20 protein-coding genes are annotated in these 25478 nt (G+C 39.6%); 1 reads left to right on the top strand and 19 read right to left on the bottom strand.

Features of this window, described 5'->3' with window-relative positions; translation table 11 throughout:
* The first annotated feature begins 106 nt into the window (after positions 1–106).
* A complete protein-coding gene (locus H4J46_RS15770) occupies positions 107–1966 on the top strand; it encodes a DUF885 family protein (RefSeq protein WP_182234521.1) in 1860 nt (619 codons plus the stop codon).
* A 378-nt stretch (positions 1967–2344) separates the two neighbouring features.
* On the opposite strand, the gene H4J46_RS15765 is transcribed toward H4J46_RS15770, so the two are convergent.
* From H4J46_RS15765 to tsf, 19 genes are all read right to left on the bottom strand, one after another.
* A complete protein-coding gene (locus tag H4J46_RS15765) occupies positions 2345–2914 on the bottom strand; it encodes a PhnA domain-containing protein (protein ID WP_182234519.1) in 570 nt (189 codons plus the stop codon).
* A gap of 242 nt (positions 2915–3156) precedes the next feature.
* Positions 3157–4392 (bottom strand): serine/threonine transporter SstT, encoded by a 1236-nt coding sequence (gene sstT / locus H4J46_RS15760; protein ID WP_182234517.1) that lies wholly within the window; start codon positions 4390–4392, stop codon positions 3157–3159.
* A 127-nt stretch (positions 4393–4519) separates the two neighbouring features.
* The gene (gene tilS / locus H4J46_RS15755) at positions 4520–5896 is read right to left on the bottom strand and encodes a tRNA lysidine(34) synthetase TilS (RefSeq protein ID WP_182234515.1); all 1377 of its coding nucleotides are present in this window, start codon (positions 5894–5896) and stop codon (positions 4520–4522) included.
* A gap of 95 nt (positions 5897–5991) precedes the next feature.
* Complete coding sequence (accA, locus tag H4J46_RS15750; RefSeq protein WP_182234513.1) at positions 5992–6948, bottom strand: acetyl-CoA carboxylase carboxyl transferase subunit alpha; 957 nt, start codon at positions 6946–6948, stop codon at positions 5992–5994.
* A 52-nt stretch (positions 6949–7000) separates the two neighbouring features.
* Positions 7001–10555 (bottom strand): DNA polymerase III subunit alpha, encoded by a 3555-nt coding sequence (dnaE, locus tag H4J46_RS15745; RefSeq protein WP_182234511.1) that lies wholly within the window; start codon positions 10553–10555, stop codon positions 7001–7003.
* 8 nt (positions 10556–10563) lie between these two features.
* The gene (gene rnhB, locus H4J46_RS15740) at positions 10564–11214 is read right to left on the bottom strand and encodes a ribonuclease HII (RefSeq protein ID WP_182234509.1); all 651 of its coding nucleotides are present in this window, start codon (positions 11212–11214) and stop codon (positions 10564–10566) included.
* Positions 11215–11232: 18 nt separating this feature from the next.
* Entirely contained in the window at positions 11233–12381 is a 1149-nt protein-coding gene (gene lpxB / locus H4J46_RS15735) for a lipid-A-disaccharide synthase (RefSeq protein ID WP_182234866.1), read from the bottom strand.
* A gap of 64 nt (positions 12382–12445) precedes the next feature.
* Positions 12446–13234 (bottom strand): acyl-ACP--UDP-N-acetylglucosamine O-acyltransferase, encoded by a 789-nt coding sequence (lpxA, locus tag H4J46_RS15730; protein WP_182234507.1) that lies wholly within the window; start codon positions 13232–13234, stop codon positions 12446–12448.
* Position 13235: 1 nt separating this feature from the next.
* Positions 13236–13688, bottom strand: coding sequence for a 3-hydroxyacyl-ACP dehydratase FabZ (fabZ, locus tag H4J46_RS15725; protein ID WP_182234505.1), 453 nt, complete (start codon positions 13686–13688; stop codon positions 13236–13238).
* 91 nt (positions 13689–13779) lie between these two features.
* Positions 13780–14808: a UDP-3-O-(3-hydroxymyristoyl)glucosamine N-acyltransferase gene (gene lpxD, locus H4J46_RS15720; protein WP_404851805.1), complete on the bottom strand. Its 1029-nt coding sequence runs from the start codon at positions 14806–14808 to the stop codon at positions 13780–13782.
* A gap of 444 nt (positions 14809–15252) precedes the next feature.
* Positions 15253–15771, bottom strand: coding sequence for an OmpH family outer membrane protein (locus H4J46_RS15715; protein WP_182234501.1), 519 nt, complete (start codon positions 15769–15771; stop codon positions 15253–15255).
* Between the two features lie 141 nt (positions 15772–15912).
* Positions 15913–18387: an outer membrane protein assembly factor BamA gene (gene bamA / locus H4J46_RS15710; RefSeq protein WP_182234499.1), complete on the bottom strand. Its 2475-nt coding sequence runs from the start codon at positions 18385–18387 to the stop codon at positions 15913–15915.
* 29 nt (positions 18388–18416) lie between these two features.
* Positions 18417–19772 (bottom strand): sigma E protease regulator RseP, encoded by a 1356-nt coding sequence (gene rseP, locus H4J46_RS15705; protein ID WP_182234497.1) that lies wholly within the window; start codon positions 19770–19772, stop codon positions 18417–18419.
* 20 nt (positions 19773–19792) lie between these two features.
* Positions 19793–20992 carry a 1-deoxy-D-xylulose-5-phosphate reductoisomerase gene (gene ispC, locus H4J46_RS15700; protein WP_182234495.1) on the bottom strand — a complete coding sequence of 400 codons (1200 nt, stop codon included), beginning with the start codon at positions 20990–20992 and terminating at the stop codon, positions 19793–19795.
* Positions 20993–20997: 5 nt separating this feature from the next.
* Positions 20998–21864: a phosphatidate cytidylyltransferase gene (locus H4J46_RS15695; protein WP_182234493.1), complete on the bottom strand. Its 867-nt coding sequence runs from the start codon at positions 21862–21864 to the stop codon at positions 20998–21000.
* Positions 21865–22056: 192 nt separating this feature from the next.
* On the bottom strand, positions 22057–22824 hold the full coding sequence (locus H4J46_RS15690) for an isoprenyl transferase (protein WP_310650255.1): 768 nt from the start codon (positions 22822–22824) through the stop codon (positions 22057–22059).
* Positions 22825–22922: 98 nt separating this feature from the next.
* On the bottom strand, positions 22923–23480 hold the full coding sequence (gene frr, locus H4J46_RS15685) for a ribosome recycling factor (protein WP_182137640.1): 558 nt from the start codon (positions 23478–23480) through the stop codon (positions 22923–22925).
* A gap of 19 nt (positions 23481–23499) precedes the next feature.
* Complete coding sequence (gene pyrH, locus H4J46_RS15680) at positions 23500–24240, bottom strand: UMP kinase (protein ID WP_182137639.1); 741 nt, start codon at positions 24238–24240, stop codon at positions 23500–23502.
* Positions 24241–24536: 296 nt separating this feature from the next.
* Positions 24537–25409: a translation elongation factor Ts gene (tsf, locus tag H4J46_RS15675; protein WP_182234491.1), complete on the bottom strand. Its 873-nt coding sequence runs from the start codon at positions 25407–25409 to the stop codon at positions 24537–24539.
* Between the last annotated feature and the right edge of the window lie 69 nt (positions 25410–25478).

The raw sequence follows: 25478 nt of genomic DNA, 5'->3' as shown, positions 1-25478 counted from the left end.
GAATAACTGAAAGTCATCGCAAAAAAACCACCATTGAGCGCGGCATGCTTGATCGCTAACGAAAGATAACGGCAATATAGTGCATAAACTAAAATAGGACTCAAACATGACCTTCAATAAATCACTTATTGTTATCTCTATTACCGCGGTACTATCCGTTGCTTGCAGTAATGAGACTATAGCACCCGTTGTTAAAGGCAATAATTCGCCTGCAATGCCATCTACATCAGCACAAAAGAATAGCAAAACTAAGGCTTCTCAAGTGGCAAATGAGCTATTTGACACTATTTTTATGGAAGGCGTTAATCGTAATCCTGTTAGACAAACCTATCTTGGTATTAAAACTGACTACGATAAGTGGCAAGATCTATCAGAGAAAAATAGTGCTCAAGAGCTCGAATTTGCTAAACAAGCGCTGCAAAGGATTCAAGTTATCGACATCAATAATGTCGATAAGCAAACCCAGTTGAGCTACCAGCTACTTTCACAAAAATTAACACAAAAAATTGCTGACTATCCTTGGCGTCACCATAGCTACCCTGTTAACCAAATGTTTGGAGTTCACTCACAAATACCCGCATTACTCATTAACCAACATAGTATTAAAGACACTAAGCAAGCCCATGACTATATTGCCCGGGTAAGGAACTCGAAACTGTTACTGGAGCAATTGGTTGATCAACTTAAAATCAGAGCGGATAAAGGTATTATTGCCCCCAAATTTGTTTTTGCTCATACCATACGCGATGCAAGCAATTTACTGGTAGGTGCCCCATTTGATAATAAAACTGACAGCACTTTATTCGCAGACTTTAATAAAAAAATAGCACAATTAGAGCTCTCTGATGAAGAGAAACAGTCCTTAACTGATGAGCTCGCAAACGCGTTAACCTCTGAATTTAAGGCCGGTTATCAACAATTAGTCAGCTACTTAACTGAACTTGAACAACAAGCTGATGATAACTACGGTGCCTGGAAATTTCCACAAGGCGATAAATTTTATAATAATGCCCTAAACCGAACAACCACCACTGAATTAACTGCAGATGAAATTCATAAAATTGGTTTAGATGAAGTTGCACGCATACATGATGAAATGCGCGTGATCATGAAAAAAGTTAACTTTGAAGGCTCATTAAACGAGTTTTTCCAATTTATGCGCCACGACCCACAATTTTATTATGCTGGCGATGAAGCTGGCCGTCAGCGTTATTTAACTGAAGCAACTGACATCATTAATACCATGAAAGGTGAGCTAGATCAGTTATTTATTACTAAACCAAAAGCAGACTTAAAAGTTAAACAAGTTGAAGCGTTTAGAGAGAAATCTGCGGGTAAAGCCTTTTACCAACAACCCGCCCCTGATGGCTCACGCCCTGGTATTTACTACGCTAACCTTCACGATATGGCAGCTATGCCAACTTATCAAATGGAAGCACTTGCTTACCATGAAGGCATTCCTGGCCATCATATGCAAATAGCGCTAAAACAAGAACTTGAAGGTATTCCAAAATTTAGAAAGTTTGGTGGTTACACCGCTTATAGTGAAGGTTGGGGTTTATATTCAGAGATGATCCCAAAAGAAATTGGCTTTTATCAAGACCCTTACGCCGACTTTGGCCGTTTGGCAATGGAGCTTTGGCGCGCTTGCCGTTTAGTGGTTGATACTGGCATGCACAATAAAAAATGGGATCGTACAAAAAGCCTAGCGTATTACATGAATAATACGCCAAATGCAGAGTCTGATGCGATAAAAATGGTTGAACGTCATGCCGTGATGCCTTCACAAGCCACAGCATATAAAATTGGTATGTTGAAAATTGTGCAGTTACGAGCCAAAGCAAAACAACAGTTAGGTGATAAGTTTGATATCCGCCAATTTCATGATGTTGTCTTAACCAATGGCGCAGTACCGCTTAACGTATTAGAAGCTATGGTTAATGACTACATCGCATTAAATCGTTAAAGCTATGATGAGTTAAGCTTAGAATACGTTAAGTATTGCCACTCTTTCACATCCATGTGATCCTGGCATTGACAAGATGGATGTCGGTACTTAGCTTTGTCGAAAACATAAAAGCTAACCATTCATCCTGGATATAAAAAACGCCAAGTGCATAAGCAGTTGGCGTTATTATTTTAACGGTAATTATATTTAAGCTGACTATTAAGCAGGTTTTATTTTTCGGCACTTAGTTTTAGCGTCCTACTGATACAATGCTAAACCACACATAACCAGTAATGCCCCAAAAACTAAAGATAAACTTACCCGCTCATTATTTAATCTTGCCCCTAAATACAAAGAAAAAAAGGTGTCATCATAGCGATTAGCGCTGCTTTAAAGTTAGGCTTTCTTTAAATAGCTAGCTACTAGAACAATACGCGTTCCGTTAACTTTACCTTCAATATGCTCTGGATTGTCCGTTAAGCTAATACCACGCACCATAGTGCCTTGTTTAGCGGTAAAGTTTGCGCCTTTAACTTTTAGATCTTTAATCAAAGTGACATTATCGCCATCTTGCAATTCAGCGCCATTGCTATCGCGCGTTGGCCCTTCGCGCTCAGCGGCAGCTATACCCTGCTCTGCCCATGTTTTTACCGCATCCTCTAGATAAATCATATCTAGCGCATCTTGCGCCCAGCTTTCTGCTGACAATTTATGTAGCATACGATAAGCCATGACTTGCACTGCAGGTTCTTGATTCCACATCGCATCAGTTAAACAACGTAAATGATTAATGTCGAGTTCAGCATGGCCTTCGACTTGTGCTAAACAAACGCTACACAAATAAATGCTTTGCTGGGCACTTAAATCACTGGTCGGCGGCACAGGAAATACCGTTAAGTTGTTAGTTGAAGTACAAAGTTCACAACTTGAGTTACTGCGTTGCTTTAATGCCTGTTCGGTTACCATAATAATATATCCACAAAAATTTTGGCGTTATTATGCTCTTAATTAAGTAATTTAAGAAGTGCTGATTATTGCCACAGAAGAAATTAAGCCGCACAATTTATTTAATGACAATGTTTTACTGCTTTATGCAGTAAAGCAGTAAAGCAGTAAAACCATCAAGCTGAATTTATTTCAGGACGATGGCTTTATTCTGTTTATTCCGTATGACAGTAACAAAGCACACTAAAATAGAGCTAAATGTATTATAAATTTTTAGTAATATGATGTGAGGCCGCCGCAGTAAAGACAACATCTGTAGAGCTATTCAGTGCGGTTTCTGCTGAGTCTTGAATAACACCAATAATAAAACCTATCGCTACCACTTGCATAGCAATGTCACTATCAATACCAAACAAACCACAAGCCAGAGGAATAAGCAATAATGAACCACCCGCAACGCCTGAAGCACCACAAGCTGATACCGCCGCAATAACACTCAATAAAATAGCGGTAGCAAAATCAACTTCAATATTTAAAGTGTTCGCTGCCGCTAGGGTTAATACTGTAATCGTGATGGCCGCTCCAGCCATGTTAATAGTGGCTCCTAAAGGGATAGAGACCGAATAAGTATCCTCATGTAAATCAAGTTTTTCACATAACGCCATATTTACCGGAATATTTGCTGCCGAGCTACGCGTGAAAAATGCGGTAATACCTGATTCTTTTAAACACCTTAGCACTAACGGATAAGGATTTTTACGCATAACAAAGTAAACAATGACTGGATTAACGATCAGTGCCATGATCAGCATTGAACCTAAAAGTACCAGCACTAAGTGACTAAATTCACCCAAGGTATCAAAGCCTGTTGTCGCTACTGTATTGGCAACTAAACCCATGATGCCTAAAGGTGCAAAACGAATAACTAACTTGACAATACTTGAAATAGCTTCGGCAAAATCGTGCACCATCACTTTGGTTGATTCACTGCCTTTTTTCAACGCAAAGCCTAAACCTAAGCCCCAAGCTAAAATACCAATAAAATTACCAGTAACAACGGCATTGAAAGGGTTATCAACAATTTTAAAAGCTAGTGTTGATAACACTTCACCTAAACCCTGTGGAGGATTAGCGCTGGCGCCAACTAAATCTAAAGTTAATTGCACAGGAAAAATAAAACTTAATACGACCGCCACTAATGCCGCACTTATAGTGCCAATTAAATAAAGCCCGACAATAGGCTTTAAATTAGCATCGCTATTCGGTTTTTGATTCGCAATAGATGACGCGACTAAAGCTAAGACCAAAATAGGCGCAACCGCTTTCAATGCACTGACAAATAAATTGCCCAGTATAGAAAATGACTGAGCAATATCAGGTGAAACAAGTGCTAAAGCAATGCCCAAAATAATAGCAATAATGATTTGATTAACAATATTAATCGCTTTTAGTTTGCTAAAAAGTGACTGACTTTCTAAAGGAGTATTTTCTGTTGTCATAGTTGCTCTTATTTAAGTTATTATTATTTGAATTATTGTTATTTGAGTTATTAAGATAATGTATTGATCAAATATTTTTTACCATTTATGCACCAATACTGTCTAGTTTATTCGTTACCCAGTAACTTTAAAAAGGCAGTTCACCATGCCATGAAATAGCCAACGCTGGACTTTTGTTATCAACGACATAGGCCTGACAAATAAACTGCCCTGCTATAGCGACTAGTTCATGGTCATAATATATAAAAGGTAATCTTTTCCTCTGCCATGGTGGGATAGCAAGCTCTTGTAATACTTTTTTTACCGGGCGTGAATGCTGTCGGTATTGCGGTAAGCAGATAGGGTTTTCGTGAGAAAAACGTATTGTGACTATTTGATTGTTTTTGGGTTTTTTGATCAAGGCTTGCCAATGACTTATATCTTGCTCTTGTGCGAGTAAACTCGAAAAGCTCAACACACCTAATTTATCTGGAAGACAAACCTGAAAGGATTTTTCATCGGCTAAAGCCGCTACATCTAGACTCTGTTGCCATTGTGAAAGATCCTGAAAAATAGGTGTTAAATATAGCGCTGCTTTATATCGCCTTATGCAACACGCGGCTAATTGAACAACCGGCGATTTATCAGCTTGAGCATTTAACTGTTGGCATATTTGCATTAGTTGCTGACGACTTGGCATTAAAAAATCATGACTAGATAAAAAATAGCGTAACAGGTTTTTAAGCCGTGGCTCACTCAGTGCATTCAATTTAGTAACAGACAACTGCCAAGACGAATATTGGCAATCGGCTAAGTCTTGCTGCGCTAATTCATCTAGCAATTGCTGCGCTTCCAGGCAATGCTCAGCACTACGCGCTATCGTCTTATTGATACTTGGCCAACGCGCATTCAATGTTGGAAGAATTTGATGACGCAGAAAATTTCGCTCAAAGCGCTCATCGGTATTAGACTCATCTTCAATCCAACTCAGTTGCCGCTGATTGGCATAGGCAACAATATCGGTACGCGATATCGATAACAGCGGCCGGGCAAGCGTATGCTGCGCTAACGGTAAGCTCACCTGCATAGCCGATAAACCTTTTAATCCCGAGCCACGTTTTAAGGCCAATAAGAATGTTTCTGCTTGATCATTGAGATGATGACCAGTAACAATAAAAGCAGGTTCAGTGCTTGCTTGCACTAAAACTTTATAGCGTGCATCACGCGCAATCGCTTCTAAGCTTTGCTGTGCGAGTTTTTTTAAATTTAATTTTTGACTGATAAAAGTTAAGGATAATCTATCGCATTCTTGCTGTGCAAACGCTTGCCACGCATCGGCATCAGGACTTAAACCGTGGTTAACATGACAAACAACAATAGCATTGGGCAGTTGTTGCTGTTGTTTTAACTTTGCCAAGGCAACAAGTAGTACTTGGGAGTCGACACCACCGCTATAGGCAATAATAATAGGTTTTTCTGGTGCAGGTTTAAAGAAACTCACCAGTGCTAATTCAATTATATTCACAGTTCTAAAATAACATCGCGTATAAAATATGATGACTAAGGGAAGTGTTACCAAGCATATAAAAAGCGACCCTTTGTAGGTCGCTTTTTATGGTTTTAACAGTAGCCGAATGACATTAATTTATCATAACGACTTTCAATTAATTCATCGCTGGAAAGTTTATCAAGTTCAGCAAGATCAGACTTTAACGCTTGCTTAAGAAATGCCGCCATTTGATCCATATCACGATGAGCACCACCTAAGGGTTCTTCAATAATACTATCGATAAGCCCTAACTCTTTAATACGTTTAGCCGTAATACCCATAGCTTCTGCTGCTGTGGGTGCTTTCTCAGCCGTTTTCCACAAAATAGAGGCACAGCCTTCTGGAGAAATAACTGAGTAAGTTGAATATTGCAGCATATTCACTTTATCACCAACACCAATAGCAAGTGCACCACCTGAGCCACCTTCACCGATAACAGTACAAATAATAGGTACATTCAAACGTGACATCGCTTTTAAATTCGTGGCAATCGCTTCACTTTGTCCACGTTCTTCAGCGCCAATACCAGGATATGCACCCGGGGTGTCGATAAAAGTGATAATTGGCATTTTAAAGCGCTCTGCCATTTTCATCAAACGCAAGGCTTTACGGTAACCTTCTGGACGTGGCATACCAAAATTACGTTTAACTTTTTCATTAGTTGAACGACCTTTTTGATGACCAATAATCATCACAGGTCGACCGTCTAAACGCGCTGTGCCACCAACAATAGCTCTATCATCAGCATAGGCTCTATCGCCAGCCAATTCGTCGAATTCAGTAAAAATGCGTGGCAGATAATCTAAGGTATATGGGCGCTGAGGATGACGGGCAACTCGTGCCGTTTGCCAAGGATCTAAGCCAGAGAAAGTCTTTTTAGTGAGTTCGTTATTTTTCTCTCGCAACTGAGAAATTTGATCTTCTAAATCAAGATCTAATCCTTGGCCATTATTGACCAATTGCAATTCTTCAATTTTTGCTTCAAGTTCCGCAATGGGGAGCTCAAAATCTAAAAAATTTAGTGACATATGATTATTCTTACCTATGTTGGCTTTGAGTACCGTTGTTAATAAACGCTACCTATTTAAATTTTAACTCGACTTGCTCTTCACCCAATAGGGTTTTCAAATCGTATAATAGCGTATCGCTTGGCGATACACGCCACTGTACTCCCAACTCTAGCATACCTTGCGCTTCATCTCTTTGATAAAAAACACGAACTGGGCAAATACCATCTTTATAGGGCGTTAACACCTCCGTAAACTGATCAATAAATCGTCCTGAGAGCAGATTTTTATCGATTTGCAAATCTAATGACGTGACATAGTTTTCCCGTGCATCAGCAATAGTCATAATATCTCGAGCGGTCATTGTAATACCCCCAGAGTAATCATCAAAGCTGACCTGTCCACTACAGACCAAAATTGCATCAGATATGAGCAATTCAGCGAATCTATCGTAGTCATCTGGAAATAATCGGATATCCATACGCGCACTTTTATCGTCTAGCGTGACTAAAGCCCAGCGCCGCCCACGTTTATTGACTAATACCCGCACCGCTAAAACCAAGCCTACGGCTATACTAGTTTTATCTTTATTTGTTGGCTGTAAGCTGACTAAACGCCCGGTTGCATAACGTTTAATTTCATTTAAATAACGATTTATTGGGTGACCCGTTAAATATAAACCTAATGTTTCTTTTTCACCATCTAACCAGCGTTGTTCAGGCCACTTAGCAACGGTTTTAAATGCTTGTCGATTGTCTTCTGGCTCTTCATTAATCAAGCCAAATAGGTCATTTTGGCCAATAGCTTGTGCTTTGGCATGTTGTTCGGCGGCTTTTAACGCTTCGGGTAGAGACTCAAATAAGGCAGCACGATGTGGTCCGTCTTTGGCATTAGGGCCAAGCGCATCCATGGCACCAGACTTAATTAATTTTTCTAATATGCGTTTATTAATTTTTTTCAAATCAATTCGAGCACAAAAATCAAACAAATCAATAAACTCACCATCACTTTCTCGTGCGGCGATTATGGCGGCTATCGGGCCCTCACCAACACCTTTGACCGCGCCAATACCATAGATAATTTGGTCGGCGTCATTAACGGTGAACTTATAGTGGCCACGGTTAACATCTGGTGGTAATAAATCAAGCCCCATGTTGCCACATTCATCAACTAAGGTAACAATTTTATCTGTGTTATCCATATCAGCTGACATCACTGCCGCCATAAAAGGTGCTGGAAAATGGGTTTTCATCCACAGCGTTTGATAAGACACTAAAGCATAGGCGGCAGAATGTGATTTGTTAAAACCATAGCCAGCAAATTTCTCAACTAAATCAAAAATCTTTATCGCCAGCTCACCATCAACACCACGGCCAACAGCACCGGCTTCAAAACCCTCACGCTGTTTGGCCATTTCTTCTGGCTTTTTCTTACCCATTGCACGACGTAACATATCTGCGCCACCCAGCGAGTAACCCGCTAGCACCTGCGCAATTTGCATGACCTGTTCTTGATAAAGAATAATGCCGTAGGTGGGCTCAAGGATAGGTTTTAAGTCCAGGTGTTGCCAAGTTGCATCAGGATAACTTATCGCTTCACGGCCATGTTTACGTTCAATAAAATTATCAACCATGCCTGATTGCAAAGGCCCAGGTCTAAACAGTGCTACCAAGGCAATTATATCTTCAAAGCAATCCGGCTTAAGTTTTGCGATAAGTGACTTCATACCGCTGGATTCAAGTTGGAAAACAGCTGTTGTTTGCGACCTTAATAACACTTTAAAACTGGCTTTATCTTCGAGATTGATGGTCGCTAAATTGATCCGATCTTTACCCTGTTTCAACAGTTTTTCATCAGCCATTTCTATGGCCCACTGCAAAATTGTTAAGGTACGTAAACCAAGAAAATCAAATTTAACTAAACCGGCGTCCTCAACATCGTTTTTGTCAAATTGGGTGACCGGATTTTTACCGTCTTCATCACAATAAAGTGGGGCAAAGTCAGTAATAGTGGTGGGGGAAATAACCACACCACCGGCATGTTTACCGGCATTTCGTGTTGTGCCCTCTAAGATGCGACACATATCAATAAGATCTTTTACGTCACTGTCTTGAGCATACATCTCCGGCAGCTTTGGCTCTTCTTCAAACGCTTTTGCTAAGGTCATGCCCGGCGTCGGCGGAATTAACTTTGAAATACGGTCAACAAAACCATAAGGGTGACCAAGCACTCGACCAACATCACGAATAACCGCTTTTGCGGCCATAGTACCAAAGGTAATAATTTGCGATACCGCATCACGACCATATAACTCTGCAACGTGGTCAATAACTTCATCGCGTCTGTCCATGCAAAAATCAATATCGAAATCAGGCATAGAGACACGTTCAGGATTGAGAAAACGCTCAAAAAGTAAGTCATATTCAAGTGGGTCAATATCGGTGATTTTTTGTGCATAAGCCACCAACGAACCTGCCCCTGAACCACGTCCAGGTCCGACCGGAATGTTATTATCTTTGCTCCACTGAATGAACTCCATCACGATTAGGAAATAACCAGGAAAACCCATGTTATTAACAACTTTTAGCTCAATAGCTAAACGTTCATCATAAGGTTTACGTTTTTCGGCATAATCAGGGGCGTTTTTATCAAATAAAAATTCTAATCTTTCTTCTAAACCTTCTTCTGATACTTTGACCAAGAAGTCTTCAATCGATAAGCCCTCAGTAGGAAAGTCAGGTAAGAAATATTCCCCTAAGCGCACGGTAACATTACAGCGTTTTGCAATTTCGACTGAGTTGGCTAGTGCTTCGGGAATATCAGCAAAAAGGGCTAACATTTCCTCTTCAGTGCGAAGATATTGCTCTTTAGAATATTTTTTTGGCCGACGTTTATCGTCTAAAGTGTAACCGTCATGTATAGCAACACGAATTTCGTGAGCATCAAAGTTATCAGGACTCAAAAACATCACTTCATTGGTGGCAACAACAGGAAGCTCATAACGAGACGCAAGCTCTACAGCAAGATGAAGGTAATTCTCTTCATCGTTACGACCAGTTCTAATCAGCTCAATATAATAACAATTAGGAAAATATTGTTGATAAAAACCGAGCATTTCATCAACAAGTTCACTATTACCTTTTAATAATGCTTTACCAATGTCGCCTTCTCGACCACCCGAAAGTAGAATCAAGCCTTCTGCGCGCTCAATTAGCCAATCTCTGTCTAGTACCGCCTTACCTTGAATATGACCACGTAAATAGGCTTGAGAGATTAATTCTGTTAAATTTTTATAGCCGACATTGTTACTTGCTAAAATCACTAAACGTGATAATTCATCTTCAAGCGCAGCGCTTTTAACCCAAAAGTCACAGCCTACAATAGGTTTCATGCCTGCATTATGTGCGGCATGGTAGTACTTAACTAAACCACATAAGTTAGTTTGGTCGGTTAATGCCATAGCGGGCATATTTAACTCGGCTGCTTTGGCAATGATGGGTTTAACTTTTTTTAAACCATCAGACAGAGAATAGTCACTATGCACTCTTAGATGAATAAACTTGGGATCATTAGCGCTGACTAATTGACCCGATAATGCGGCAGATATTGGGAATTCAGATTCAGACATCTAGTGCTCTAATTATTGGTAACATGGGCTGCTGTATTAGCAAGTACATTGGCGACAGGCTTAAAACTTCTGCGATAACAATCTAATACCCCATGTTCAATGATTTTTTCTAAATGTGCTTTTGTTGGGTAGCCCTTGTGTTGTGCAAAACCATAGTAAGGGTATAGCTTGTCTAAGGCGACCATCTCACCATCTCTGGCTACTTTCGCTAAAATAGAGGCAGCACTAATTTCTGCTACACGCGCATCACCTTTAACTACACTTTGCCCGGCAATATTACCACTTTCATGAGCAAACGTTGGACAACGGTTACCATCAACTAAGATGTAATCAGGTGTCACATTTAATCCTTGCACAGCACGTTGCATCGCCAACATGGTGGCGTGGAGAATATTAAGGCTGTCAATTTCTTCTGGCGACGCACGGCCTATTGACCAAGCAATAGCGTGTTGCTTAATTACTCCTGACAAATACTGTCTTTTTTTTTCTGAGAGCTTTTTTGAGTCCATTAATCCTTCAATAGGATTGTCAGGATCTAATATCACCGCAGCCGTCACGACATCGCCGACCAGTGGCCCGCGCCCCACTTCATCAACACCGGCGATGCAGTAGGCTAAGGGGTATTCAAAGGGTGGAAAAACTTTTTTAACTGCAGGCATAATTACTCTAGTTCACTATTATAATAAATCGATAACCGCTTTAGCCGCTTGCTTACTAGCATTTTGCTTAAGCGTTAAGTGGATATCAGTGTAAGCTTGATTCAACGCAGACTGATCTTCAAACAAACGTTCTACAACTAAAGGCAGAATATTTTCTACACTAACCTCTGCTTGCAAGAGCTCAGGCACTAAGCTTTTGTTAGCAAGTAAATTGGGTAATGAAAACCACTTCAATTTTACAAAACCTTTAAACATATGATAAGTCAACGGGTTAAACTTGTAACAAATCACCATTGGGCGTTTTACTAAGGCCGCTTCTAACGTGACCGTACCTGATGCGGTTAATAAGCAGTCACTGGCAGCCATGACTTGTTGAGTTTTTCCAACGATAACCTGTACCAAAAGCTCAGGCGCTATTTTATGGTGTAATTGATGAAATTGTTGCGCCCTTTGCTCACTGATCATAGGCACGACAAAGATAATTTCAGCGTTATTTGCTTGCTCAGTCTTCAACATTTTTTTTGCTGTCAATAAAAATGGCTCAACCAGTCGTGCAAGCTCTCCTGCACGACTACCTGGCATCAGTGCCAGTATTTTTGCTGACTCAGATAAACCAAGTGCTTGTCGCGCCATGCGTTTGTCACTGACCAGCGGAATATCATCAGCAAGCGAATGGCCAACAAAGGTACAAGGTATTTGATGTTTGTCGTAAAAAGCTTTTTCAAAAGGTAATAAAGACAGCACCATATTGGTTGCTTTGGCAATTTTGAAAACGCGTTTTTCACGCCAAGCCCAAACTGAAGGGCTGACATAATGTACAGTTTTTATCGCTTGTGTTTTTAGCTGAGCTTCCAAGCTAATATTAAAGTCAGGCGCGTCAATACCGATAAAAACGTTAGGTTTATTCGCAGTAAAATAATCGCTTAAGGTTTTTCGAATATGCAATAACCGCCGCAAGCGCCCAAGCACTTCAAAAACCCCCATTACCGATAATTCTTCCATATCAAATAGGCTTTCAAAGCCCAACGCCAACATCTTAGGGCCGCCAATACCAATAAATTTGGCCTTAGGGTAACTCAGTTGCAGTTGTTGCATTAAGCTCGCACCTAAGGTATCGCCAGAATGCTCACCAACCACCATAGCAAAAGTTACTACAACCTCATTCATCGTTTCACTACTAGGTAAATTATTTCCAGATAACGGCTTTGAATTCACTTTAATCACCAGAAAATCAACGGATAATACCGCGACTAGAGTTTTTAATAAAGTCAGTAAAGAAGGTTAATTCAGCTATATTTTCATCCCCTTCAGCAATTTTTTTCATGGCTTCATCAACCGTTAAACTTTGGCGATAAACCGCTTTATATGCACGTTTAATATGCAAGATAACCTCTTTATCAAAACCACGGCGTTTTAAGCCCTCACTATTTAAACCAAAGGGTTTTGCCGGTTGGCCTGATGCCATGACATAAGGAGGAATATCTTTAAGAATTAAAGAGTTGGCGCCAACAAAACAATGCGCGCCAATATGACAAAACTGATGTACACCTGTCATACCACCAATAATGGCATGGTCGCCAACATGAACATGTCCTGCAATTGACGCACCGTTTGCCAAAATACAGTGGCTGCCAACCATACAGTCATGCGCAACATGGGTGTAAGCCATAAATAAATTGTTACTACCAATTTGCGTTAGATTATTGTCTTGAATAGTACCGCGATGCACAGTGCAGTATTCACGAAAAACATTATTGTCCCCGATCACCAATTCTGTTGGCTCACCGGCATATTTCAAATCTTGGCAATCTTCACCAATCGAGGCAAATTGGAAAATACGGTTGCCATTACCCAGAGTCGTTGGGCCATTAATAACAACGTGTGAACTTATCTGACAATTATCACCAATAACAACATTCGCTGCGATATGAGTCCATGGTCCAATGTTAACATTTTTGCCAATAACGGCCCCAGCTTCAATAATTGCCTGCGGATGGATCAATGACGTTGAATTTATCATATTATATTGCTCTTCTTGCGCACATTAAATCCGCAGAACATACCACTTTGCCATCAACTTTAGCTTCGCCGTAAAACTTCCACATACCGCGGCGCTCTTTAATAAGTTCTAAATGTAAATGTATGGTATCTCCTGGATGAACAGGCTTTTTAAACTTTGCTTTATCAATTGAGGCAAATAAAAACAATTCACCATCGACTTTATCTGCCACTGATTTAAAGCCTAGAATACCGCTAGCCTGTGCCAGCGCCTCAAGAATAAGTACACCTGGAAAGATAGAATAGCTTGGAAAATGCCCCAAAAATGCAGGCTCATTGACTGTGACGTTTTTTATCGCATGGATTGACTTTCCAGGTGAATAATCAAGTACACGATCAACTAATAAGAACGGGTAACGATGTGGAATGATCTGTTTAATTCCTTCAACATCGATAATATTATTTTGCGATTCCAAAATTTATTCCTTTATGTATTTAATTATGACGTTTAAGTGCAAATTTTTTACTCATCGCCATTAACTTAATGAATTCATTCGTTAGCGAAAATTATTTCAATTGGGATAATTCTTTTTCTACTGTACTTAAGCGTTTAGTTAACGATTCAAGTTTTTTAATTCTTACGTTATTCTTATGCCATTCTTTATTGGGTTGACATGGCATACCGGATGAATAAACCCCTGGCTCAGATATCGTTTTTGTTACCATGGTCATACCGGTAAATACACAGCCATCAGCGATGTTAATATGACCATTGATACCAACAAGGCCGGCAATAACGCAATTCTTGCCAATCTCAGTACTGCCAGCAATAACACTACAAGCCGCCATGGCGGTATTCTCACCGACTACCACATTATGAGCAATCTGTATTTGATTATCTAAAATAACACCATTCTTAATAATAGTGTTACCTAAAGCGCCACGATCTATGGTCGTGCTTGCCCCTATTTCGACATTATCACCAATAATAACTGTGCCTAATTGTGGTATCTTCACCCAACTACCTTTATTATTTGCATAGCCAAAACCGTCGGAGCCAATAACGGTATTAGCATGCACTAAGCAATTTTTACCAATAACCACACCATGATAAATACTAACGTTAGACCAAATGCTAGAGTTAGCACCTATTTGAGCCCCAATGCCAATAAAACTCCCTACACCTATACTGACGCCGTCTGCAATATTAACACCGGCTTCAATCACCGCATTAGCACCAATAGTCACGCCTTCACCAATAATAGCGCCATCATCAATAACAGCACTGGCGTGAATATTGTGGGCAGGTTTTGGTGTTGTATCAAGTAATTGGGCAACTAAAGCATAGCCCATGTAAGGGTTACCCATAACCAAGGCATTGGTTTGACATTTTTCCGCATCAGCTTCAGTTACAATGACTGCACTAGCATGAGTTGTTGCTAATTGCTCACTGTATTTACTGTTCGCTAAAAAAGCGATTTGTCCTGATGATGCACCAGCTAAGGTGGCAATACTCAATATTTCACATTGTCCATTGCCTTGAACAACAGCCCCTATTTTTTCTGCAATGTCTGCAAGAATGTAACTCATAAGCATCAACTTTTTTATATGTTGTTTAAGGTAAAGTTTAAAGTAGCCGTTATACCAGGCAGGTTAATTAATTGTTCAGCTTTAAATCGTCTAAGTAATTGCATTGTTTCGCTGTACACAATCACATCAGCTGACTATTTCAACAATGTGCTGCACCTTGTTCTATTGGCTTACATCGACGTGCAAGTATTGACTTATGCCTTGGAGCCATGTGCTTACATGGGTGTAAGTCATCAGCGTATGTAGCAGCAATTATCCGTATTGAACACGACTATTTGTCGCATTGAATGTAGTCAATTATTTAACCCATTTCGACTTAAAGAAAGTGCTAGGCATCTTAGGGCTAAACGCAATATTCCGAATCAACTTGATTCGGAATATTAAATAGGCGAGAAAGCAAAGAATAAAGAACTGCATTAGCTTTTATTCAAACTGCCTGACAATATATTATTACTTCAGTACACTAACTTGCTTAACCACTTCTGCTGTAATGGCAGAGTCTGGTTTTGAGTAAACTACGGCACTTTGCTCAAGTACTAAATCATAATCACCTTTTGCAGCGATATTGTCTATTGCCTGGCGAACCAATGCGATAATTTTATTAGTTTCTTCGTTTTTACGCGCACCAGTTTTTTCCTGGAATGCTTTGCCTTTCGCTTGATAATCTTGATAAAGCGTACCAATTTGAGCTTCCAAATCTGCAATATCTTTAGCGCTCATCAATGAACCATCGCGCTTGCGCTTTTCTTGAAGGTACTTAATATCTGTCTCAAGTTGTGATAACACAGCTTGTTCGTCTTTAAACTCTTCGCCTAGACTTTTCATTATTGCTGCAGTTTGTGGAATTTTGCCCATAACTTCTTGAAAGTTAACTACACCAATTTTTTGCTCTGCTGCCATAGCTGAACTCGCTAATAAAAACCCTGATGCTGCAGTAGCCATTGCGACAGATTTAATCAAATTTTTCAATTTTTACTCCTAAAATATTTTTCAATATTTTTATTTAATTTTGTTATGCGGTAGTTATACCGCCTCAGTTAATTTGGTTCAAGCCTATTTATTTAAAGGAAGCTAAATTAAGTCAATTAACAGCCTTTATTTAGCCAAAACTTAAAACGTTTGGCCGATATTAAAGCTAAAGAATTCGGTATCATCGGTTTCAACTTCTTTCAACGTTTTAGCAAAACTAAAAATCATTGGCCCCATAGGTGATAACCACTGCACGGATAACCCTGCCGACGCTCGATAGCGACCTGCATCGGAGTAGTCATCAATTTTTTCACGCTCAACGCTATTTAAGTCCTTGTAGCTGTTTAAATCAAACTCTGTATCCCAAACATTACCGGCATCAATAAATATACTTGTGCGAACACTGTTGCTAAAGCCTTCATCTAGAAATGGCGTTGGCACAATCAGTTCAAGACCTGCAATAGCAATAGCATTACCACCAACAGAACGTCTAGAGGTTTGAATGAAATCATGATCAGGACCTAAACAACAGCCACCATTAGAACCAACTGAATCCGGTGTCCCTGGAATTGAGGTTGGTCGGCGATATATTGCACGTGGTCCGACAATATTTGATTCAAAGCCTCTTAAAGTACCAGAGCCACCTGCTCTAAAGTTTTCCCAAAATGGTAAAACTTGGTCGTTACCTTCAACAGAACCATAACCATTACCATAACCTAGCTGAAACTTAGCTAACACAGTCCAACGTTGGTCCTGGCTTAATGGAAAATACCATTTAGTATCTAAGTTAATTTTAAAATAATTCACGTCTGAGTTAGGCGTGGTCATTTTATAAGATAGACTTTGTTGTGAGCCAGCAGTAGGAAATGTTCCACGATTTAGTGTTGAACGTGATATTGCGGCATTAAGATCAAAGTTCTCAAAATTTAAACCACCATCAGGATCATCGGGATCTGAATATAATTCATAAAACTTCTGAATTTGTTCGTAAGATTCTAGGCGCGTAATGCCATTATTCTTATAACCTGCACCAAAATTTAAGCGCACATACTCGTTAATAGGAAAACCTAAGGTGACACCCGCACCGTAAGTTTTATTATTATACTCAACCAAGTTGGCATTACCGGCGTCAAACTCTTGATAAAAAAGATTACCACCTAACGAAACACCGTCAACCGTAAAATAAGGGTCGGTGTAAGAAACGTTGGCACTTTTTGAGTAGCTTGAGGTATTAATACTAAAACCTAAGCGATTACCAGTACCTAAAAAGTTATTTTGCTGGATACCCGCGTTTAAACTTAACTGTGTAGTTGAGCCGTAACCAATACCAGCGGTAAATGAACCCGATGGTTGCTCTTTTACTTCAAAGTCAATATCAACAAGGTCGTCTTCACCAGGTAATTGGTTAGTTTGAAATTCAACCGTTTCCATATAAGGTAAACGTTGTAACCAAGCTTTTGAGCCTTCAACGAGATTGTTAGATAACCAAGCTCCTTCCATCTGACGCATTTCACGGCGTAAGACGCTTTCAGAGGTGACATTATTGCCTTTAAAGTTAATGCGATTAACATAAACCCGTTTACCTGGATCAATAGACAACACCAGTTTCACAGTTTTGTTTTCTTCATCAATTTCAGGAATAGTTACCACTTTTGGATAGGCATAACCATAGCGACCTAAAAACTTGCTGACTAACTCTTCTGAGTAGGTCACCAGCGCACCATTATAAAGTTCTTCAGTTTTAATCGGCGTAATGGCACGAATAGTTTTGTCAAAGCCGGCCATATCACCAATAAAGTCAACGCCACTAACGGTATACATATCACCCTCAGTCACATTAAGTGTGATGTATACCGCTTCTTTATTCGGTGTCATTGATACTTGCGTTGAATCAACTTTATATTGCAAATAACCTCGGTCCAGGTAATAGCTTTTAATCGTTTCCATGTCACCTTGCAAGGTTTGCTTTTGATAGCGATCTTGCGCCATAAAGTCCCACCATGGTGAATCATAAGTTAATTCAATTCGCTCGAGCAACTCCGAATCTGAAAACTTTTCATTACCCACAATATTGATTTGCTCTATCGCTGCAGCATCACCTTCTTTAAAAACAAAGTCAATGTTAACGCGATTACGCGGTAAATAAGTGACATTGGCTTTAACATCAGCGTTGTATTTACCCACACTGTGATAAAAATCTTCTAAACCGACTTCAAGACCTGAGATAACGGTCATATCTAGTGTTTCACCAACACGAATATCACTGCCGTCGAGGCTTTCGATCAATTGCTCTTCTTTGAGATCTTTATTACCATCAAAAGTAATAGCACTAATCGTTGCTCTTTCTCGGACCCGATAAATAACAGCATTAGCATCTCTTGAGACTACAACGTCACTGAAGTGGCCAGACTTATAAAGTGCCTTAATTGATTGTGATACACGAAACTCGTTTAAGTTATCACCGACATTGAATGGGATATGAGTTAAGGCTGCTCCTAGCGCAACACGCTGTAGGCCTTTAACTTGAATATCTTCTACTTGAAAATCGTCAGCCGCTTGCACTGATGTTCCCAAACTACCTAATAATACCGCCAGGGCAAGTTTTTTAATAATCATAAAATATTAACTTTATATACTTCTTTTAGTTATAGTCGCGATAAATCGTTAAATATGGCGATACTCATTAAGCTTAGTAGCGCTATAGTACCAAATTTAAAACCTATTTCTTGTATTTTTTCTGGCACGGGTTTCCCCGTTAAAAACTCGATAAAATAATAAAATAAATGTCCTCCATCTAAAACAGGTAAAGGTAAAAGATTAATGATGCCAAGGTTGATACTAATAAGCGCTAAAAAGCCCAGAAAGTAGACAAAGCCATAACTAGCGCTATTACCTGCACCTTGTGCAATTGATATTGGGCCACTTAAATTTTTAACTGATACGTCACCGGTAATTAACTTACCAATCATATCAAAACTTAATGTTACTAAATTCCATGTTTTTACCACACTTTGTTCAAGTGCAGATATTGGACCATAAGCTTGTTCAAATAAATATTCTTTTGGATAGGGATCCGATATCGGCTGTACGCCTAAATAACCAATCACCTTACCTTTCTGCATTTTTTCCTCAGGTCGAACGTTAAGCGTTAATTCTTTACCATCTCGTAATACCTTAACCGGAATATTTTTCTCTGGATAGAGTTTAATTTGATCAGAAAACTTCTGCCACTGACCATTAATATTTTCATCCGCAATAGAAAGTAATTCGTCACCTACGACTAATCCTGCTTTTGCTGCTGGGCTACCTGCTGCAACAACGGCTAGCGTTGCTTGCACATTAGCACGATATGGCATAAAACCTAAGCTGGCTATCGAGGATTCTTTTTCCGGTGCGAATGTCCAGTTTTTGGTATTTAAGTTAAAGTCTTGACTTGATGTTCTACCCGGGGTCTTTACTGTAAAGATAATATTTTTGTCGCCTATTGCACTGACTAACGCTAAATTAACCGCTTGCCAGTCTAAGGTTTCCTGCCCTGAAATAGCGATTATTTCACTATTTTTCGGTAAGTTAGCTTCACTAGCAATTGAACCCGCAGTCACCTCACCAATAATGGGCTTTACGCTTGGCACACCAATTAAAAACATTAAATAGAAAGCGGCAATAGCAAAACCAAAATTAGCAAAAGGCCCTGCGGCTATAATAGCAATGCGTTGATACACTGACTTGGCATTAAAGGTGCGACTTATTTGTGCTTCGCTTACGTTATCGACTCGACTATCGAGCATTTTAACGTATCCGCCCAGTGGTATCATGGCGATAACAAACTCAGTGCCATGACGATCGACTTTACGCCAAATAGCTTTACCAAAACCGATAGAAAAGCGGTCTACTTGCACACCGTTTTTACGTGCGACCCAAAAATGACCGTATTCATGAACGGTAATTAAAATACCCAGTGCAACAACAAAAGACACAAGATTCCATATAAACTCTATCATGCTACTACTCTTTAATTATGTTAATGCTTGGCTTGAGTTATCAGTGATTGTGCGAAAATTCTAACATTTTTATCCAAAGCAACAACATCTTCGATTGAAGTCACCTTTTCTGAGACAAATTTATTGACAGAAGTTTCATTTATTTTCGCAATATCAGTAAATTTAATTTTTTCGTTCAAAAAAGCATCAACGGCAATTTCATTGGCCGCATTCAGTGCCGTACATGCACCTTGGCCACTTTTACAGGCATCAATCGCTAACTTTAAATTCGGGTACTTGACGAGGTCGACTGCTTGAAATTCTAATGATTTTGCTGCGAAAAAATCAAAGGGTGCGACGCCAGATTCAATACGTTGTGGAAAACTTAACGCATGCGCAATCGGTGTACGCATATCAGGATTACCCATTTGAGCAATAACAGAGCCATCTTTATATTGTACCATAGAGTGAATAGTACTTTGCGGGTGGAGCACAACTTGAATATCATCAGGGTCAATGTTAAACAGCCATTTAGCCTCAATAAACTCTAGGCCTTTATTCATCATAGTCGCTGAATCAACCGATATTTTACGGCCCATATCCCAGTTAGGATGTGCACAAGCCTGTGCAGGAGTCACACATTCTAACTCATGATTTTCCCAGGTTCTAAACGGTCCACCTGAGCCCGTTAATAAGACTTTACTGACCCCATTGTCAGCTAGGTCACAATAACCTGGCTGTTGTTGTGCCCTTAACGGTAAACACTGAAATATTGCATTGTGTTCGCTATCAATCGGCAAAAGCTGGGCACCAAACTCTTTTACGGCCTCAATAAATATGGCGCCAGAGGTCACTAAAGCTTCTTTATTAGCGAGCAACACTTTTTTACCAGCTTTAACTGCCGCTAATGTCGGCAACAAGCCTGAAGCACCGACGATGGCAGCCATGACCGTATCAGTAACAGGGTCTTGCGCGATGATTTCAAGCGCATGAGTACCTGAGGTCACCTCAATATTAGCAAGTTTTGTGGCAATCAATTTTTTAACCAGCAGTTCGGCATGTACTCCAGAGACCATGACGACTTTATTAGGCTGAAACTCTAGACACTGATTAAACATATCATCAACGCTTGAATAAGCCGACAAACTCACGATATCAAATTTTTCAGGATGCAATCGCACAACATCTAAGGTGCTTTTACCAATGGACCCAGTAGAGCCTAGAATACACAATTTTTGCATTTATTCTACCAACCCAAATATACGTAACATAACGCATAGATAGGTGCTGTTGCTGTTAGACTATCAATACGGTCGAGTACTCCACCGTGCCCTGGCAATATTGTACCACTGTCTTTTACACCCGCTTGACGTTTAAACATACTTTCATTTAAATCACCCAAGACAGAAATGGTGGTAATTAAAATTGTTACGGGTATTACGACGCGATATTGCGCTATAGACCAATCAATAATGTAACCGGCAACTGCCACCATAATACAGGCAAAAATAACACCCCCTAAGAAACCTTCTAAGGTTTTACCTGGGCTGACATTGGGTAACAGTTTGCGCTTGCCAATAGACTTGCCAACAAAGTAGGCACCAACATCAGCACTCCACACCATGAGAAGCAGAAACATCAACAATTGCGCGCCATGGTAACTGTCTACTTGGTAATCGCTACTTCTAAGGACCATAAAAGCCAACCACGTAGGAATTAACGTTAAAAATCCAAAAATTCCACGCACGGAGCGATGACTGGACCAAAAGGCGCTGTAGCGTGGATATAAAAAGGTTAATCCTGCAGATAACAACCACCAAGCAACAGCTAACCATAACACTATATTGGCTTGCTCAAGTAAAAGCTTTGGCGCATGCCACAATTGCTCAAGCGGTAAAAAATGCCATAATGTTGCTATTAATATACTGGTGATACCGACAAAAGCTAATCGGCGACGCTTGTTAGCAAAACCCATTAAGGGTCCCCATTCCCAAGCACCAATAGCCATAACAACTAGCATTACTGCTGCAAAGTTAATTAGAGATAAATAAAAAATCGCCCAAATCGCAGCGGGTGCGAGTATTAATGCAGTTATAATGCGTTGTTTTAACAAACGATATTCCTTAAATTGTGTTACAGCAACTTGATTAATTACCGGTTAATTTTTAATGGTTAAAATGAAAAAATACGGCGTTATAAAACTTATAAGTAGAATAACTACTGACTAAATTTTATGATTGGTATTTATCTATTTTTCCTCATTAAAAGTAGATCACTTGATTAATCAAATTGCTATTAAGTATTTTTAGTTTTTATTAGTTACTTGTTCACCCGTTTGACCAAAACGTCGTTCTCGTTGATCAAACACAGTAATCGCTTTTATAAACTCTTGTTCATTGAAATCTGGCCATAGCACATCGGTAAAATATAACTCTGCATAAGCTGCTTGCCAAAGCAAAAAATTACTTATGCGATAATCGCCACCTGTTCTGATCAATAAATCTAATTCAGGTAACTGAGCCAAACTTGTTTGTTCGTGAAGTGCGGCTTCGGTAATCCCCTCAGCGGTGATTTCTTGACGTGCTACTTTTTCTGCCAATTTTTTTGCTGCGTAAGTGATATCCCAGCGTCCGCCATAGTTAGCGGCAATTGATAATACCATACCAGTATTTTCAGCCGTTAAAGTTTCTGAGTCTTTGATCATTTTCTGCAATTTGCTAGAAAACTTACTCAAGTCACCAATAACATTAAATTTAATACCATTTTTATGTAATCGTTTAACTTCTCGAGTTAAAACAAACATAAAAAGATCCATCAAAACACCAACTTCACTTTCGGGGCGCTGCCAGTTTTCGCTACTAAAAGCAAATAAAGTTAACGCTTTAACACCACTTTTTGCTGCCGTAGCGACTGAAGATCTCACTGACTCAACACCAGATTTGTGCCCTGCTGCACGTTTTTTCCCTCTTAACTGTGCCCAACGGCCATTACCATCCATAATAATAGCAATATGCTGAGGTATTTTCGCCTCTGCTGCTAGCAAGGGGTTAATTTCGTTATCTGTTTTACTCACATACTCTCCATAGTAAGCTTAACGCTGAGTATTAAATTAGTCTATGCAAAAACGCCGTAGTCATTATCTACGGCGTTATGGATTAAGCAATGGAAATTTTAAATTTCCATTAATTCCTTCTCTTTAACGGTCAAAATATCATCAACTTGTTTAATAAACGTGTCAGTAATTTTTTGTATGTCATCTTCCGCTTGATGCATTTCGTCTTCACTGACTTCTTTTTCTTTATTTAATGATTTAATGTCAGTATTTGCATCACGACGGATATTACGTACCGCAACTTTACCGCCTTCTGCCTCAGCACGAACGACTTTAACTAAGTCTTTACGTCGCTCCTCGGTTAGTGCCGGTAAAGGAATACGAATTAACGTACCTTGTGATGACGGGTTCAGTCCTAAGTCAGACTTCAAAATGGCTTTTTCAACCGCACCAATCATACCTTTGTCAAATACGGTAATAGCTAGAGTACGTGCGTCTGGCACAGCGATATTGCCCACTTGGTTAAGCGGTGTATCCATACCGTAATATGAGACAACAATATTATCAAGCAATGAGCGATGTGCCCGCCCGGTACGTACTTTGTTCAAACTAATTTTTAATGACTCGATACTTTTCGCCATTCTTTCTTGAGCGTCTTGTTTTATTTCGTTTATCACTATTTTATTCCTGCACTAATTAATTTAAATTTTTGGCGTGATCTATCGTTGTACCTTCATCACCACCCATAATGACAGACTTTAATGCGCCAGGTTTATTCATGTTAAACACACGTAGCGTCATACTGTGATCACGCGCTAGTGTAAAAGCCGCTAAATCCATCACTTGTAATTCTTTTTCTAAAACGTCTTGGTAGGTTAAATGACTGTATAGAGTTGCATCTGGATTGGCCACTGGATCTTCTGAATAAATGCCATCAACCTTCGTTGCTTTTAACACCACGTCAGCTTCAATTTCAATACCACGTAAACAAGCTGCTGAATCAGTGGTAAAAAATGGGTTTCCTGTGCCAGCACTAAAAATAACCACGCGGCCAGATTTTAATAAGCTAATAGCTTCAGCCCAATTATAGCGGTCACAAACACCGGCTAAATCGATTGCTGACATTAAACGCGTATTAACAAAAGCACGATGTAAAGCGTCACGCATAGCTAAGCCATTCATGACGGTTGCCAACATGCCCATTTGGTCACCCACAACTCGATTCATGCCGGCTTCAGCCAGGCCTTTACCACGAAACAGATTACCACCGCCAATAACTAAGCCAACCTGAATGCCCATTTCGATTAATTCTTTTATTTCTTGTGCCATGCGATCCAATACTTTCGGATCTATGCCAAAACCTTCTTCGCCCATTAGGGCTTCACCACTGAGTTTTAAAAGAATTCGACGATACATTGGTTTGGGGTTGATGCTCATGTAATAAACATTCCTTAAGAATTTTTAAATTAAAATAGACTAGGTCTGATCGACCGCTGCTATTTTAATACGTTTAGCCACGGTTCGAAAGTCAAATATGAAAAAAGTCTACCCTAGATGCTATTTATCGTTTTTCACTGGTAAAATAGTATGATATTCAACCGATAAATATACATTATCCAAAGTAGCTGACTTATTGTAGCCTGCTTTATCTGCAAAATTTTGCTATAAAAAAAGCGCCAATCGGCGCTTTTTCAAGAAATATGCTTTAACTCATATCAATTCACCAAAGTGAATTAAGCTTTTGCCGCAGCGATTTGTGCTTCAACTTCAGCAGCGAAATCTTCTTGTTTCTTCTCAATACCTTCACCAACTTCTAAACGAACAAAGTTAGCAACTGAAATGCCTTTCTCTTTTAAGATAACGCCAACAGTTTTCTTAGGTTCCATGATGAAAGGTTGACCGGTTAAAGATACTTCGCCAGTGAATTTTTTCATACGACCAATGATTATTTTTTCAAGCAACTCTACAGGCTTTTTCTTATTTTCTTCAAGCTTGTCATTTTCAATTTTTAAGATATCTAATTGAATCGCTTTTTCTTTTTCAACAACATCAGCAGGAACATCTTCAGGATTGATGTAATCAGGCTTGCTTGCAGCAACGTGCATAGCGATGTGCTTAAGTGCTTCTGCATCACCTTCACCAGCAACAACAACACCGATGGTAGCGCCGTGACTGTATGTCGCTAATGTAGTACCTTCAATGTATTCTACACGACGAACATTGATGTTTTCACCAATTTTTGTCACTAGCGTAATGCGCTTTTCTTCGAATTGAGCTTGTAACTCTTCGATAGTTGCTCTAGCAGCAAGAGCGGCATCAGCAACTTCATTAGCAAAAGCTAGGAAGTTATTATCTTTTGCTACGAAATCAGTTTGGCAGTTAATTTCAACTAAAGCAGCAAGGCCACCTTCAGTTTTAATTAAGATTGTGCCTTCAGCAGCGATATTACCCGCTTTTTTAGCCGCTTTCGCTTGGCCAGACTTACGCATATTTTCGATCGCAAGTTCCATATCGCCATTAGCTTCTTGTAAAGCTTTTTTACAATCCATCATCCCCGCAGCTGTGCGTTGACGTAATTCTTTAACTTGTGCAGCAGTAATTGTCATGAAATTTTCCTCAATATAAAAAGTTTTCAGTAATTACCACAACAACCAAAATTGTTGTGGTAATAACAG

The sequence above is a fragment of the Colwellia sp. MB02u-6 genome, assembly GCF_014077095.1.
Lineage (GTDB): Bacteria > Pseudomonadota > Gammaproteobacteria > Enterobacterales > Alteromonadaceae > Cognaticolwellia.
This window is presented reverse-complemented; position numbering and strand designations above follow the sequence as displayed.